17 protein-coding genes are annotated in these 15,282 nt (G+C 59.9%); 15 read left to right on the top strand and 2 right to left on the bottom strand.

Features of this window, described 5'->3' with window-relative positions:
- Nucleotides 1–55: 55 nt before the first annotated feature.
- Nucleotides 56–1,009: an alpha/beta hydrolase gene (locus tag ACYSTU_RS00590; protein ID WP_110645197.1), complete on the bottom strand. Its 954-nt coding sequence runs from the start codon at nt 1,007–1,009 to the stop codon at nt 56–58.
- A 130-nt stretch (nt 1,010–1,139) separates the two neighbouring features.
- Between ACYSTU_RS00590 and aroC the strand changes: the two genes are divergently transcribed.
- The 5 genes from aroC (at nt 1,140) to mtnC (ending at nt 5,360) form a co-directional block, all read left to right on the top strand.
- Nucleotides 1,140–2,231, top strand: coding sequence for a chorismate synthase (gene aroC / locus ACYSTU_RS00585; protein ID WP_498995017.1), 1,092 nt, complete (start codon nt 1,140–1,142; stop codon nt 2,229–2,231).
- Nucleotides 2,232–2,265: 34 nt separating this feature from the next.
- Nucleotides 2,266–3,411, top strand: coding sequence for an MFS transporter (locus ACYSTU_RS00580; protein WP_281878307.1), 1,146 nt, complete (start codon nt 2,266–2,268; stop codon nt 3,409–3,411).
- The gene (locus ACYSTU_RS00575) at nt 3,408–4,034 is read left to right on the top strand and encodes a methylthioribulose 1-phosphate dehydratase (RefSeq protein WP_498995012.1); all 627 of its coding nucleotides are present in this window, start codon (nt 3,408–3,410) and stop codon (nt 4,032–4,034) included. Before ACYSTU_RS00580 ends, ACYSTU_RS00575 begins: the two co-directional genes overlap by 4 nt.
- 92 nt (nt 4,035–4,126) lie before the next feature.
- On the top strand, nt 4,127–4,672 hold the full coding sequence (locus ACYSTU_RS00570) for a 1,2-dihydroxy-3-keto-5-methylthiopentene dioxygenase (RefSeq protein WP_038861971.1): 546 nt from the start codon (nt 4,127–4,129) through the stop codon (nt 4,670–4,672).
- A gap of 4 nt (nt 4,673–4,676) precedes the next feature.
- Nucleotides 4,677–5,360 (top strand): acireductone synthase, encoded by a 684-nt coding sequence (gene mtnC, locus ACYSTU_RS00565; RefSeq protein ID WP_125918578.1) that lies wholly within the window; start codon nt 4,677–4,679, stop codon nt 5,358–5,360.
- A gap of 177 nt (nt 5,361–5,537) precedes the next feature.
- Here mtnC and ACYSTU_RS00560 read toward each other — a convergent pair whose 3' ends face one another.
- Nucleotides 5,538–5,816: a DUF3509 domain-containing protein gene (locus tag ACYSTU_RS00560; RefSeq protein ID WP_016773780.1), complete on the bottom strand. Its 279-nt coding sequence runs from the start codon at nt 5,814–5,816 to the stop codon at nt 5,538–5,540.
- A 385-nt stretch (nt 5,817–6,201) separates the two neighbouring features.
- Between ACYSTU_RS00560 and ACYSTU_RS00555 the strand changes: the two genes are divergently transcribed.
- From ACYSTU_RS00555 to ACYSTU_RS00510, 10 genes are all read left to right on the top strand, one after another.
- The gene (locus ACYSTU_RS00555; protein WP_024012228.1) at nt 6,202–8,040 is read left to right on the top strand and encodes a long-chain-acyl-CoA synthetase; all 1,839 of its coding nucleotides are present in this window, start codon (nt 6,202–6,204) and stop codon (nt 8,038–8,040) included.
- 95 nt (nt 8,041–8,135) lie between these two features.
- The gene (locus ACYSTU_RS00550; protein ID WP_039763836.1) at nt 8,136–8,654 is read left to right on the top strand and encodes an ankyrin repeat domain-containing protein; all 519 of its coding nucleotides are present in this window, start codon (nt 8,136–8,138) and stop codon (nt 8,652–8,654) included.
- Nucleotides 8,655–8,734: 80 nt separating this feature from the next.
- Complete coding sequence (locus ACYSTU_RS00545) at nt 8,735–9,265, top strand: hypothetical protein (protein WP_262137406.1); 531 nt, start codon at nt 8,735–8,737, stop codon at nt 9,263–9,265.
- Between the two features lie 71 nt (nt 9,266–9,336).
- A complete protein-coding gene (locus ACYSTU_RS00540; protein WP_016773784.1) occupies nt 9,337–9,528 on the top strand; it encodes a PLDc N-terminal domain-containing protein in 192 nt (63 codons plus the stop codon).
- A 241-nt stretch (nt 9,529–9,769) separates the two neighbouring features.
- Nucleotides 9,770–10,645, top strand: a complete 876-nt coding sequence (gene speE, locus ACYSTU_RS00535; protein ID WP_016773785.1) for a polyamine aminopropyltransferase — start codon at nt 9,770–9,772, stop codon at nt 10,643–10,645.
- Nucleotides 10,646–10,831: 186 nt separating this feature from the next.
- Nucleotides 10,832–11,065, top strand: coding sequence for a hypothetical protein (locus tag ACYSTU_RS00530; protein WP_024012230.1), 234 nt, complete (start codon nt 10,832–10,834; stop codon nt 11,063–11,065).
- Nucleotides 11,066–11,274: 209 nt separating this feature from the next.
- Nucleotides 11,275–11,622, top strand: coding sequence for a ribonuclease E inhibitor RraB (locus ACYSTU_RS00525; RefSeq protein ID WP_003223226.1), 348 nt, complete (start codon nt 11,275–11,277; stop codon nt 11,620–11,622).
- A gap of 476 nt (nt 11,623–12,098) precedes the next feature.
- Entirely contained in the window at nt 12,099–13,508 is a 1,410-nt protein-coding gene (locus tag ACYSTU_RS00520) for a circularly permuted type 2 ATP-grasp protein (protein WP_051600399.1), read from the top strand.
- A 12-nt stretch (nt 13,509–13,520) separates the two neighbouring features.
- A complete protein-coding gene (locus ACYSTU_RS00515) occupies nt 13,521–14,471 on the top strand; it encodes an alpha-E domain-containing protein (RefSeq protein ID WP_016773788.1) in 951 nt (316 codons plus the stop codon).
- Nucleotides 14,468–15,271 carry a transglutaminase family protein gene (locus tag ACYSTU_RS00510; RefSeq protein ID WP_016773789.1) on the top strand — a complete coding sequence of 268 codons (804 nt, stop codon included), beginning with the start codon at nt 14,468–14,470 and terminating at the stop codon, nt 15,269–15,271. The genes ACYSTU_RS00515 and ACYSTU_RS00510 overlap by 4 nt, the downstream gene beginning before the upstream one ends.
- Nucleotides 15,272–15,282 lie beyond the last annotated feature (11 nt).

Below are 15,282 nucleotides of genomic sequence, written 5' to 3'. Positions count from 1 at the left end.
GCTGGCGACAAAGGCTTATCGGCCGTTTTCTGTGAGGCTGGAGGGTAAAACGCAGTTAACTTGCACGAATTCCGTCAATAAATTCGATGACGGCGGCGCCCAGTTCGGCGGCCAGGGGCAAATTCGGGTCCTTGTAGGAGGCCAATTGCCGCTTCATGTCGTTGTGGACGATGCGCAGCACATGATTCATGCCTTCGATCACCGTCAGTTGCGCGTCCGGTTTCGCCGCCTTGAGCAGCTTCGCGTCCTCGGTGCCAACCTGAATGTCGTTGCTGCCTTGAACGATCAGTGCCGGCATTTTCAGCTGGGCAAAGGCTTGCGCCGGGTCCTGACGGAACAGCGAAATCAGGTACGGCTGCACGCTCGGGCGAAAGATCACCTGCAACGGCTGCGGCACGTTGTCATCGGTGTGGCCGGCCTTGAGGCTGTCGAGCAGTTCGTTGCTGCGCAGCATCAGTGGCGGCGGCAGGCTTCGCGCCAACTGTTCGCGGATTACCTGATCGACCGGCCGCGCGCTGCCGGACAGCGAGATCACCGCCGCTGCGTCCAGCTTCGGCGCAGCCAGACTGGCAATCAAAGCGCCTTCGCTGTGGCCGAGCAGAATCAGTTTGCCGAAACGCGGATCGGCCTTGAGCTTCTGCCCCCACGCCACCGCGTCCGCCGCATAGCCTTCTACAGACAAATCACGTTCATCGGGAGCGGCCGCCAGGCTTGCCGCAACGCCACGCTTGTCGTAGCGCACGCTGGCGATGTTGTGTTTGGCCAGCACCCAGGCCAAGCGCTTGAGGCTGTCATTGCGCCCGCCATCGGGGTTATTTCCGTCGCGATCTGTAGGACCCGAGCCAGAAATCATCAGAACAATCGGCACCGGGCTGTCGGACTTGGGCAGCAACAGCGAGCCGAAAAGTTCGCCGCTGCCGGTGTCCAGAGTGACCGGGCGCTGTAGGACTGTCGCTTGGGCAAAGCCGGTAAAGAGGGTAAGACTCAAGATCAGAACTCGCAGCATCATCACGCCATCATTGGTCAAGGTGCCGGTTGGACTCGCCAGCACCACTAAGGTTCGAGGATGAACTACTCGGTTAGCCTGCGTATACTGGCGCGCATCAAGAATTCGGGTTTGATTTCACGGAGCGTCCTGCATGTCCGGCAATACCTACGGCAAGTTGTTCACTGTCACCACCGCTGGCGAAAGCCATGGTCCGGCGTTGGTCGCCATTGTCGACGGCTGCCCGCCGGGTCTGGAGATTTCCCTGGAAGATCTGCAGCGCGACCTCGATCGCCGCAAGCCTGGCACCAGCCGCCACACCACCCAGCGCCAGGAAGCCGATGAAGTCGAAATCCTCTCCGGCGTGTTCGAGGGCCGCACCACCGGTTGCTCGATCGGCCTGCTGATTCGCAACACCGACCAGAAGTCCAAGGACTACTCGGCGATCAAGGACCTGTTCCGCCCGGCTCACGCCGACTACACCTATCACCACAAATACGGCGAGCGCGATTATCGCGGCGGTGGCCGCAGTTCCGCGCGGGAAACCGCCATGCGCGTAGCGGCCGGTGCGATCGCCAAGAAGTATCTGGCCAGTCAGGGCATCGTCATTCGCGGTTACATGAGCCAGCTCGGCCCGATCGAAATTCCGTTCAAGACCTGGGATTCGGTCGAAGAAAACGCCTTTTTCAGCCCTGACCCGGACAAGGTCCCGGAGCTGGAAGCGTACATGGACCAGTTGCGCCGCGATCAGGACTCGGTCGGGGCGAAGATCACCGTGGTCGCCGAAGGCGTGGTGCCGGGTCTTGGCGAGCCGATTTTCGATCGCCTCGACGCCGAACTGGCCCACGCGCTGATGAGCATCAACGCGGTCAAAGGCGTGGAGATCGGCGCCGGTTTCGCCTGTGTCGCCCAGCGTGGTACCGAACACCGCGATGAACTGACGCCGGAGGGTTTCCTCAGCAACAACGCCGGCGGCATCCTCGGCGGCATCTCGTCCGGCCAGCCGATCGTTGCGCACCTGGCGTTGAAACCGACCTCGAGCATCACCACCCCGGGCCGCTCGATCGACGTGGATGGCAATCCGGTCGACGTGATCACCAAGGGTCGTCACGACCCCTGCGTCGGCATCCGCGCGACGCCGATCGCCGAAGCGATGATGGCCATCGTGCTGATGGATCACCTGCTGCGCCACCGTGGGCAGAACGCCGATGTGCGCGTGAGCACGCCGGTGCTGGGCCAGCTCTGATGGCTGCGCTCAAAGCCGTCGCGGCATAACCGGCGTGGCGGCGCTTCCTTACTGGCGGCTGTCCAGTTTCTATCTGTTCTATTTCGCCTTGCTCGGTTCGACAGCGCCGTTTCTGGCGCTGTACTTCGATCACCTCGGCTTCAGCGCCGCACGCATCGGCGAGCTGGTGGCGATTCCGATGCTGATGCGCTGCGTGGCGCCGAACATCTGGGGCTGGCTCGGCGATTACACCGGCAGGCGTCTGGCCATCGTGCGCTTCGGTGCTGTGTGCACGTTGCTGACCTTTTCGCTGATTTTCGTCAGCCAGACCTACGCCTGGCTGGCGATGGTCATGGCCCTGCATGCGTTCTTCTGGCACGCGGTGCTGCCGCAGTTCGAAGTCATCACCCTCGCGCATCTGCAGGGGCAAACATCGCGCTACAGCCAGATTCGCCTGTGGGGCTCGATCGGTTTCATCATCACTGTGGTAGTGCTGGGTCGGCTGTTCGAATGGCTCAGTCTGGACATTTATCCGGCGGCGCTGGTGCTGATCATGGCGGGTATCGTCCTCAGCAGTTTGTGGGTGCCGAATGCGCAGCCGGCGCAAGGCAATCGGCCGGCGGGCGAGGGCTTTCTCAAGCAATTGCGCCATCCCGGCGTGTTGGCGTTTTATGCCTGCGTCGCGCTGATGCAGGTGAGCCACGGGCCGTATTACACCTTTCTGACTCTGCACCTTGAACGCCTCGGTTACAGCCGTGGCGTCATCGGCATGCTCTGGGCCGTGGGTGTGGTGGCGGAAGTGCTGATGTTCATGGCCATGAGCCGCATTCTGGTGCGCTTTTCCCTGCGCCGGGTGCTGCTGGCGAGTTTCCTGCTGGCGGCGTTGCGTTGGGTGCTGCTCGGTTCGTTTGCGGAGTTTCTCTGGGTGCTGTTGTTCGCCCAAGTGCTGCACGCAGCGACTTTCGGCAGCTTTCATGCGGCTGCCATCGCTTTCGTGCAACGTAGTTTCGGCGCCCGCCAGCAAGGCCAGGGCCAGGCGCTGTATGCGGCACTGGCCGGCACCGGCGGGGCGCTCGGTGCGCTGTATTCCGGTTACAGCTGGAACGCCCTTGGCGCGACATTGACCTTTAGTATTGCCAGTCTCGCAGCGCTTGCCGCTGCCGTTATCATTGCCACATGTATGCAAGAGGACAGGCCATGAGCCTTAGTCGTGAACAGCTCGCCCAGCAGATCGTTGACGCCGGGCGTTTTCTATATGGCCGTGGCTGGTCGCCAGCCACCAGCAGCAACTATTCGACGCGCCTGTCGCCGAGCGAAGCGCTGTTGACCTTATCGGGCAAGCACAAGGGCCAGTTGGGTGTGGATGACGTACTCGCTACCGATCTGTCCGGCAATAGCCTGGAACCAGGCAAGAAACCCTCCGCCGAAACCTTGCTGCACACCCAGCTCTATAGCTGGCGCGCGGAGATCGGTGCGGTGCTGCACACCCATTCGGTGAATGCCACGGTGCTGTCGCGTCTGACTCCGCAAGACTTCATCGAGTTCGAAGACTACGAATTGCAGAAAGCCTTCAGCGGCATCTCGACTCATGAATCGCGAGTGCGTGTGCCGATTTTTGACAACGATCAGGACATTGCGCGCCTCGCCGCCAAGGTGCAGCCTTGGCTCGACGCCCATCCCGATTGCGTCGGTTATCTGATTCGCGGCCATGGTCTCTACACCTGGGGCGCGCAGATGAGCGACGCGCTGCGGCAGATCGAGGCCTTTGAATTCCTGTTTGAATGCGAGTTGAAAACCCGCAGCGTCATGAACCGCCAAGGCTGAGTTCACCAGAAACAGCCCGTTTGCCTGATGCCACGCGGCGCCCGACCGGTCTGCAAGAGCCGGACGGCGCCGCCGCCACCGAGGAATTGCCCATGAGCAGCCTGTCCGTTTACCACGTTTCCAGCCCTGAGATTCCCAACAAGGTGCTGACCCATTTCGAAGACATCGCCTCGACGCTGGCCGAGCAGGGCGTGCGTTTCGACCGCTGGCAGGCCGCCGCGAAGATTCAGCCTGGCGCCAGTCAGGAAGAGGTCATCAGTGCTTATAAAGAGCAGATCGACAAGCTGATGACCGAGCGCGGCTACATCACCGTCGACGTGATCAGCCTCAACAGCGACCATCCGCAAAAAGCCGAACTGCGCGCCAAGTTCCTCGAAGAGCACCGCCATGGCGAAGACGAAGTGCGATTTTTCGTTGCCGGTCGTGGCTTGTTTACCCTGCACATCGACGATTACGTCTATGCCGTTCTCTGTGAGAAGAACGACCTGATCTCGGTTCCGGCCGGCACCAAGCACTGGTTCGACATGGGCGAACATCCGCACTTCGTGGCGATCCGTCTGTTCAACAACCCGGAAGGCTGGGTTGCCAATTTCACCGGCGAAGACATCGCCGGCCGCTTCCCGCGTCTGGAGGACTGAAACCGTGTCGATCAAAGCCATCCTCACCGACATCGAAGGCACCACCAGCGCGGTGAGTTTCGTCTTCGACGTGCTGTTTCCCTACGCCGCCAAACATTTGCCCGACTTTGTGCGGCAGAACGCTTCGCGTGCTGATGTCGCCGAACAGCTCGACGCCGTGCGTCGCGACAGCAACGAGGCGCAGGCCGATGTTGAACGGGTTGTTGAAATTCTTTTGAGCTGGATCGCCGAAGACCGCAAAGCCACGCCGCTCAAGGCATTGCAGGGCATGGTCTGGGCGCAGGGCTATCAGGCCGGGCAGTTGAAGGGGCATGTCTATCCTGATGCTGTTGAAGCGCTGCAACGTTGGCATGCGGCCGGTTATCAACTGTTTGTTTACTCGTCCGGCTCGATCCAGGCGCAGAAGCTGATCTTCGGTTGCTCGGAAGCGGGGGATCTGACACCGCTGTTCAGCGGCTATTTCGACACCACATCGGGGCCGAAGCGTGAGGCGCAGTCCTACCGCAACATTCAGCAGGCGGTGGGTGTTGAAGCCGATGAAATCCTGTTCCTGTCGGACATCGTCGAAGAGCTCGACGCTGCCCAGTCGGCCGGCATGAAGACTTGTGGCCTGGCGCGTGAAGGCGGGGAGTTGGCAGGGCACGTGACGGTTGACAGCTTTACTGGAATCGAACCGGAAGCGTTCTGACCCTAGAGTGAAAATGTGGGAGCGCGCCTGCTCGCGAAAGCGGTGTGTCAGTAAAACAATTTGTATCGGACAACACCGTATTCGCGAGCAGGCTCGCTCCCACAGTAAATATGTGGCAGACATAAAAAAACAGGCCGTGAAGCGCATGCTCCACGGCCTGTTTTTGTTTAAAGCAAATTACAGCGAGTGATACGTCGGCAGAGCAAAACGCTGCTGGCTCTGCAGCATTGCAATTTGCGGCAGCTCGCTGGCTTGTTCGGCCAGGTCGCGGCGGATCGCGCTGATCGCCCACGACAGTTGGTCACCGGCATGCAGTTGCTGATACGAGAGGGCGCGTTTGAAGACTTTGCCGTCGCTGCTACGCAGAGTGAGCAGGATGCCACCGTCAGGACGTGGGGCAGTGCTGACTTCGTAGTTGGAGAACAGCGATGTAAATTTTTCTTGAATCAGGCTCATGTCATCAGCTCCGTATGTACTTGAATGGCAAGCATGCGGAGGTAGTTGCAGCGTTTGTGCCAGTATTGATTCGAATAAAATCCCTTTAAAATCAATAAGTTGAAGGCATTGCATTTTGCAGGCGTCGTGCAATCTGCATGAATGGCCATCGTGCATCCTGCATTTTGCGTGATTTTTCTCCGTACAACGGAACCAAACGTCCGTACCAGAATCCGCTCTTCCCCGAAGGCGCGACGGGATACAAATCATTGCAAAAACCGCGTGTACAGCCCCGCGAGCACTGACGTACTTTCCTTCTCGACCCACGGCGTAAACGCGTCGGTCGCAGTCATTACCCGATAACAAGAACAGCGGTCTGCACGTCAAGATCGAACGGGGAGCTTTCATGCGTCACGCACCAAGCGACACGATTACCTGGGGCATGATGCTCCGCAAACTGCCGATGATCGCCAAGGCCATCCCCCGGGTGGTCAAAGGCATGAAGGTGGCCAACGTCACGGATCCGACCCAAACGTGCGGCCTGGGCTGGACGTTCGAGCAGGCGACGCTGCGCAATCCCGATGGTGTGGCGTTGTTGCAGGGCGACGTGGCGTTGACCTATACACAGGTCAATCAGTGGGCCAATCGCATTGCGCATTACCTGAGCGAGCAAGGCATCGGCAAGGGCGACGTGGTCGCGGTGTTCATCGAGAACCGTGCGGAATTGCTGGTGACCATCCTGGCGCTGGCCAAGCTCGGCGCGGTGAGTGCGCTGCTCAATACCTCGTTGATGCGCGACACGCTTGTTCACAGCATCAATCTGGTTGCGCCGGTGGCTATTGTGGTTGGCGAAGAACTGACCGCTGCCTATGCCGGCGTGCGTGATCAGGTTGCGATCGCAGCGCCGCGCACCTGGTTCGTCGCCGATCAGGACACCCACAGCCATCCGGGCATCGCGCCTGAGGGCTACGTCAATCTGATCAGCGCCAGTGCTGACGCCAGTAGCGATAACCCGCCGAGCAGCGCGCAGATTTTCTTCGACGATCCGTGTTTCTACATCTACACCTCCGGTACCACCGGCCTGCCCAAGGCCGGGGTGTTCAAGCATGGACGCTGGATGCGCAGTTCGGCGAGCTTCGGCATGATCGCCCTCGATATGCGCCCGGATGACGTCGTCTACTGCACCTTGCCGCTGTATCACGCCACGGGTCTGTGCGTGTGCTGGGGATCGGCGATCAATGGCGCCTCGGGTTTCGCCATCCGCCGCAAGTTCAGCGCCAGCCAGTTCTGGGGTGACGTGCGCCGCTATCGCGCAACCACCATCGGCTATGTCGGTGAGCTGTGTCGCTACCTGGTCGAGCAACCGCTCAGCGCCGATGACAGCCGGCACGACGTGCGCAAGATGATCGGCAATGGTTTGCGTCCTGGTGCCTGGGCCGAGTTCAAGACGCGTTTTGCCGTCGAGCACATTTGTGAGCTGTACGCAGCGAGCGACGGCAACATCGGTTTCACCAACATCCTCAATTTCGACAACACCGTCGGGTTTTCGCTGATGGCGTGGGAACTGGTCGCTTACGACCATGACAGTGGCGAGCCATTGCGCGGCGATGATGGTTTCATGCGCAAGGTCGGCAAGGGCGAGCAGGGCCTGCTGCTGGCGCGGATCGACGACAAGGCACCGCTGGACGGTTACACCGACCCGCAGAAAACCGCCCGCGTCGTCCTCCACGATGTGTTCAACAAGGGCGATCGCTTTTTCAACACCGGCGACCTGCTGCGCAATATCGGTTTCGGCCATGCGCAGTTCGTTGATCGCCTCGGCGATACCTATCGCTGGAAGGGTGAAAACGTGTCGACCACCGAAGTCGAGAATTTGTTGCTGCAACATCCGCTGATCGCTGAAGCCGTGGCCTACGGTGTGGAAATCCCCAACACCAACGGGCGTGCGGGGATGGCTGCAATTACTCCCGCCGAATCCTTGGCCACGCTGGATTTCGCTGAACTGCTGAGCTTCGTCCGGCAACGCATGCCGGCTTATGCCGTGCCGTTGTTCTTGCGGGTGAAAGTGAAAATGGAAACCACCGGGACCTTCAAATATCAGAAGACACGCTTGAAAACAGAAGGCTTTGACCCCGGGCTTACGGGCGATGACCCGATCTTCGCCTGGTTGCCCGGCAGCGAAACTTACGTGCATGTCAGTGAGCAAATCCTCGCTGAAATTCAACAGGGCAAACATCGATATTGAGTGTGGCTATCGGGACGCTCGGAAAAAACCGAGTGACAGCCACCGTCGCGCTCGGGAAACTGTCGGCTTTCCGATAGACCGAAATGGAGTGCCCCATGTCCGACCAAAGCCGCCAGATGACCCCTGAAGAAGCTGCCGAATTCACCGAGCAGGTTTTCAACAAGGCGCGCGACGGTGATGCCGAGATGCTTGATCGCCTGGTCACCGCCGGGCTGCCGGTGAACCTGAAAAACAGCAAGGGCGACACCTTGTTGATGCTCGCCAGCTACTACGGCCATGTCGATGCGGTGAAGGTCCTGCTTAAACACAAGGCCGATCCGGAAATGCGCAATGGCAACGGCCAGAGCCCGATTGCCGGCGCTGCGTTCAAGGGCGATCTGGCGGTGGTCAAGGCGCTGGTCGAGGCGGGCGCCGAGATTGAAGGTTCTTCCTTCGACGGCCGTACCGCGCTGATGATGGCGGCAATGTTCAACCGCGTTGAAATCGTCGACTACCTGATCGGCCAGGGCGCAGACCCGAAAGCCAAGGACGCCAATGGCGTGACCGCGCTGGATGCGGCGCGGACCATGGGCGCGGTCGACACCACCGCGCAGCTGGAAAAGTTGCTGGCGTAAAGTCCACGGACTGTGGCGAAGGGCAGAATGCGCTATCCTTCGCGCCCTGAAAATTCACCTCCGCCACAGGATCCGCCCTCATGAAAGCCGCACTCGTCGAACTCATCAGCAAAATCAGCTCCGGCTGCATGGGCGAGGATGAGATTCTGAAAGTGGCCGACGAAGCCGCTCAGGCCTACGCCGATGCCGAGGCTTTTCTGGCCGCCAATCCGGACATCAACTACGACGATACTTTCCCGATCCCGCTGGGTGAGTGGGTAGTGGTCGGCAGCCTGCCGGAAACCGTGCTGTTTCAGGCCGATACCTACGTCGATCTGTTCGCACAAATCGTTGCCTCGTTTGGTCCGGGCGTGGATTTCAATCTCAAGCCCAAGCAACTGGCCAAGACCGAAGCACTGACCGCACTCAACCGCATCCAGGTGCAGATGAGCAGCCTGAACAAGGAAAACGGCGGTTACACGTTGATGAACTTCAGCCAGTTGCTCGACGATGAGCTGCAAATGGTCCTGGTCTACGGCAACGATGTGCCCCGCGTGCTCGAGTTATGCACCGAGGTTGGCATCGCCGCTGCGCCAGCGCTGGAAGCCTTGAAGGTCGCCGTTCACGTCTGAACGCAATAAAAGGGAACCCTGCGCGCGACCGTCTATCCTAAAAGTGCATGCCACTATTCTGGAGCGACACCATGGGTTCCACGTTCAACGGTCTGATTGGCCTGATCATCCTTGCCCTCGACATCTGGGCCATCATCAACGTACTGAAAAGCGGCGCCTCCACCGGAATGAAAATCGTCTGGGTGTTGCTGATCATCCTCCTGCCGGTGCTGGGCCTGATCATCTGGGCGATTGCCGGGCCACGGGGCAACGTCCGGATCTGATCTGATTTTCGATCACACGGTCATCCCTGTGGGAGCGAGCCTGCTCGCGAAGACGTTGGGTCAGTCGCCATCACCGGCAACTGATGCTGCGCTTTCGCGAGCAGGCTCGCTCCCACAGTGGTTTGCGCTGGTAAAAAACAACCGGAGGTTCGACCTGTCATCTTCGGCAACGTAGAATGCGCGCCTTTCCCGGGCAATCGTCCCCACGATGGCGCCCGCGCATTTATCGGAGCACTTGACCATGACCGTCACCAAGACCAGCGAGTACCTGGAAACCCTCTACGAAGGCTACGGCCAGCGTTTTCGCATGGAAAAACTGCTGCACGAAGTGCGCACCGAACACCAGCACCTGGTGATCTTCCAGAACCCGCGCATGGGCCGGGTCATGGCGCTGGACGGCGTGATCCAGACCACCGAAGCCGACGAATTCATCTACCACGAGATGCTCACTCACGTGCCAATCCTCGCCCATGGCACTGCCAAGCGCGTGCTGATCATCGGCGGTGGTGACGGCGGCATGCTGCGCGAAGTGACCAAACACGCCGGCGTCGAGCACATCACCATGGTTGAAATCGACGGCACCGTGGTCGACATGTGCAAGGAATTCCTGCCGAACCATTCCGCCGGAGCCTACGACGATCCGCGCCTGAACCTGGTGATCGATGACGGCATGCGTTTCGTCGCCACCACTACTGAAAAATTCGACGTGATCATCTCCGACTCCACCGACCCGATCGGCCCGGGCGAAGTGCTGTTCTCCGAGAACTTCTACCAGGCATGCCACCGCTGCCTGAACGAAGGCGGCATTCTCGTCACTCAGAACGGCACGCCGTTCATGCAGATCGACGAAGTCAAAACCACCGCCGGTCGCCTGCGCAGCCTGTTCCCGGACTGGCATTTCTATCAGGCCGCCGTGCCGACCTACATCGGCGGTTCGATGACCTTCGCCTGGGGCTCGACCAACCCGGCCTACCGCAAGCTCAGCCGTGAAACCCTGCAACAGCGCTTCATCGGCAGCGGCATCGTCACCCGCTACTACAACCCGGAAATCCACATCGGCGCGTTCGCCTTGCCGCAATACGTGCTGCAAGCGGTCAACAAGCCGAGCAACGACTGATCACGCTGACGTCGCTCTGCAAGGGAGCTTTTGTGGTGAGGGGATAAATCCCCTCGCCACAGAGTCCGCCCTATCGATCGGATGGTTATTTTCACCGTTGTCGGCTGTAATCCTTTTGAACCAACTATCGCGGAAAAAAGTCGAGATAGAGGTAAGCCCATTTACGGGTTGATCGAGGAGGCACTGATGCAAAAGTGGAAAGTCACTTTCGTGGATGATCACGGTGAAATTGTCGATGAAGTCTTCGAACGTGAGGAATGCCCGTCCGATGATGAAGCCGCACGGCTCGTCAAAGAGCGGCTTCTTCCGGTCGCCGCCAAGCTGGATCTCAACGATCTGGAAGGGCGCACCGCCGATGCCGGAGTGAAAAACCTCAAGACCCAGAACGGCATCGAAATCCGCAGCATCACCCCTGTCTGAACACTTCCTGTCATCTCGTAAACCAGGCCTTGGCAGCGGCGCTCTCTTGGGGCTACTCTGCAAGCGAGATCAGCGAATGGATCGCTAAGGTCTGGTCTTGTCAGCTTCATGCTTGTTTCCCGCGCGCAACCACGTTGCCGTAGTACTTAGGCCAAAAGGCCCGGGGCGGGAATACGGAAAGTCTATCCATCAATCGAGGGGGACGATTCATGAGCACAGCCTATCAAGAAGACATCAGCAGCAACGTTCTGCGCCGCATGAAAGAAGGCGGTTTCGATTTTTCCCGGTTCCATCCCATCGAGTTCTACGCGATTTTCCCGGACGAGGAGCGGGCGCGCAGGGCAGCAGGCAAATTTCGCGGTGAGTCCATCAATGCCCAGGTCAGTGCGCGCGACGACGGCGCCTGGTCGCTGGAATTGAGCAAAGTGATGTACGCAACCTATGACGACATCGGCGATTTCGAGCAAGGCTTTTCAGCCGTGGTCGAACCGCTGGGCGGCATTATCGAGGGTTGGGGCGTGAAGCAGGAGGTGCGCAATCGTTACCGGTTGAATTGATATTGCGCATTGTCTGTCGGGCAACGGCTGACCTTCGGGTCGGCCGTTGTCGTTTCTGGCTCTGCACATCGCAGTGGCAAAACCCTGAAACAAGAATCCAGGACAAAAAAAAGCCACCGGAGAGGGTGGCTAAAAGGGAAGACGGGTATGCAATAAAGTCCTGTCGGGACGGGGCTGCCAAGGCAGTTCAGATCAGTTGAGCTGTCTACTTCGCGGCGGCGTGCCGGGGAAGTTTTGCAGCGAATGCGCGGATTATCCGTAGTCGTGGCCGGGCAGTGAAATCAACTCTGACTATGCTGGTGATAGGCGATGCAGTGCGTCGCAATGAAGCGGGGGCAATCGGGCCGGGGCATTTGCCGCACAGGAATGGTGCGCAGCCTTCGGCGTGGATCTACAACCGATTGAAATCAAAGCGTTTATGCCGATGGCACGGGCCTTGCGAAGGCCTGTATGTCCGGAGTGACAAGGAGTACGGCATGATCCGCACCTATTTTGACGAGATGTACGATGCCGGCGGCCTGGTTCGCCCGCATTACCGGGAATTTGCCCGCTGGCTGGCCGAGACGCCCGACGAGCTGCTCGCGCAGCGCCGCCGCGAGGCCGATCTGCTGTTCCACCGTGCCGGGATCACCTTCACGCTCTATGGCGACGAGCAGGGCACCGAGCGCCTGATTCCGTTCGACACCATTCCTCGCAGCATTCCGGCCAGTGAATGGCGGATTGTCGAGCGCGGCTGCATTCAGCGGGTCAAGGCGTTGAACATGTTTCTCGCCGACCTCTACCACGAGCAGCGCATCATCAAGGCCGGGATCATTCCCGCCGAACAGGTGCTGGCCAACGAGCAATACCAGTTGGCAATGCAGGGCCTGGATCTGCACCGCGACATCTATTCGCATATCTCCGGCGTCGATTTGGTGCGCGATGGCGATGGCACTTATTACGTTCTCGAAGACAACCTGCGCACACCCAGCGGCGTCAGCTACATGCTCGAAGACCGCAAAATGATGATGCGCCTGTTTCCCGAACTGTTCGCCGCCCAGCGCATCGCCCCGATCGATCACTACCCCAATCTGCTGCTCGACACTCTCAAGAGCTCAAGCCCGATCGACAATCCCAGCGTGGTGGTGCTGACGCCGGGACGCTTCAACAGTGCGTTCTTCGAACATGCCTTTCTGGCGCGGGAAATGGGCGTGGAACTGGTCGAAGGTGCAGATCTGTTCGTGCGTGACGACAAAGTCTTCATGCGCACCACTGACGGCCCGAAAGCGGTCGACGTGATCTATCGCCGCCTCGACGATGCCTTCCTCGATCCGCTGGCATTCAACCCGGACTCGATGCTCGGCGTGCCGGGGCTGCTGTCGTCCTATCGTTCCGGCAACGTGGTGCTGGCCAACGCCATCGGCACCGGCGTGGCGGACGATAAATCGGTGTATCCGTTTGTCACCGACATGATCCGCTTCTACCTTGACGAAGAACCGATTCTGAAAAACGTGCCGACCTGGCAGTGCCGCAACCCGTCCGAGCTGTCCCACGTGCTGGCCAATCTTCCGGAACTGGTGGTCAAGGAAACCCAAGGCTCCGGCGGTTACGGGATGCTGGTCGGGCCGGCCGCGACGACGGCGGAAATCGATGCCTTTCGTGAGCGCATCAAAGCCAAACCCCATGCCTACATCGCGCAGCCGACGCTATCGCTGTCGACCTGTCCGACCTTTGTCGAAAACGGCATTGCACCGCGCCATATCGATTTGCGTCCGTTTGTCTTGTCCGGTCGCGAAACCCGTGTGGTGCCTGGCGGTTTGACCCGTGTCGCGTTGCGTGAAGGCTCCCTGGTGGTGAATTCCTCCCAGGGCGGCGGCACCAAGGACACCTGGGTAGTCGAGGATTGAAGGAAGCTTGCCATGTTAAGTAGAACTGCCTCGGATCTGTACTGGATGTCGCGTTACCTGGAGCGTGCGGAGAATCTCGCGCGCATGCTCGACATCAGTTATTCGCTGTCGCTGATGCCGCAGGACGGGCGCGGCGACGGTCTGCACGAACTCGCCATGCCGTTGCTGATCACCGGCACCCTGGACGATTACCTTGAACGCCACGGCGACCTGCACGCAGAGCGCCTGCTGCATTTCTTCGCACTGGATGCGGCCAACCCGGCCAGTATCTACAGCTGCCTTGGTGCAGCGCGAGCCAGTGCTCATGCGGTACGCGGGCGAATCACTGCGGACATGTGGGAAAACATCAACGCGACCTGGCTGGAAATTCGCGGCATCGCCGAACAGGGACTGAGTCGTTATGGCATGAGCCGGTTTTGCGAATGGATCAAGGAACGTTCGCACCTGTTTCGTGGCGCCTCATACGGCACGATCATGCGCAACGACGCGTTTCGCTTTATTCGTCTGGGCACGTTTATCGAGCGCGCGGACAACACGCTGCGCCTGCTCGATGCCCGTTACGAAATGGCCGGCGATCAGGCCGAAGCAGTCAGCGACGGCACGGCGCACGCCTATTACCAATGGAGTGCGCTGCTGCGCGCCTTGTCCTCATTCGAGGCCTACACCGAAATCTACCGCGACGCGCCCGGCGCCCGGCATGTCGCCGAACTGCTGCTGTTGCGCGCCGACGTGCCGCGTTCGCTGCGTGCCTGTACCGAAGAAATCGACCAGATCCTCGCGCAACTGCCAGGCGCCAACGGCCGACCGGCACAACGCCTGGCGGCGGAAATGGACGCGCGCCTGCGCTACACCGGCATCAACGAAATCCTCGAAGAAGGCCTGCACGCCTGGCTGACCGAATTCATCCCGCTGGTGCGCCAGTTGGGCAACGCCATTCACAGTTCCTACCTGGAGGCTGCATGAGACTTTCCATAAGCCACGAGACCACCTATCACTACGAAGATCAGGTGCGCGCGAGCATCCAGTACCTGCGCCTTACGCCCCACGACAGCGAGCGCCAGCATGTCCTCAGTTGGCAACTCGACCTGCCGCGTCCGGTGCGTGCGCAGCTCGATCCGTTCGGCAACATCCTGCATGTGCTGACCATGGACGAGCCGCACGAAGCGATCATCATCGGCGCCCGTGGTCAGGTCGATATCGATGAATTGCGCGAGGCCGAACATGAGAGCCAGTCGGCGCTGCCGTTCCTGCGCTTCACGCGCCTGACCGAAGCCGATGAAGCCTTGCGCGAATTTGCCGCGAAGAACTGCAAGCAACGGCGTGATCGCACCGCGCTGATCGACTTGATGCATGGTTTGAATCAGCACATGACCTACACGCCGGGCTCAACCGAAGTCGACACCAGCGCCGCCGAAGCTTTCGCCGGTCGCGCCGGTGTTTGTCAGGATCATACCCATGCGTTTCTCGCCTGCGCCCGCAGCCTCGGCGTGCCGTCGCGTTACGTGTCGGGTTATCTGTACAGCGAAGATTGCGAGCATCTGGCCAGTCATGCCTGGGCAGAAGCGTGGCTGGACGACGCGTGGTACAGCTTCGACGTGACCAACCAACTGGCGCGCCCGGAGCGACACCTGAAGCTGGCGGTCGGCCTGGATTATCTCGATGCCTGCCCGGTCCGTGGCATGCGCCGGGGCGGCGGCTGTGAGCAGATGCATGCGAAGGTGTTCGTCTCGCCGACGCCGGTTATATCCGTCCAGCAACAATAGATTCGGGATAC

The sequence above is a fragment of the Pseudomonas glycinis genome (assembly GCF_054871425.1).
The sequence above is the reverse complement of the archived record's forward strand: the minus strand, read 5'-3'. Positions and strand labels throughout refer to the sequence as shown.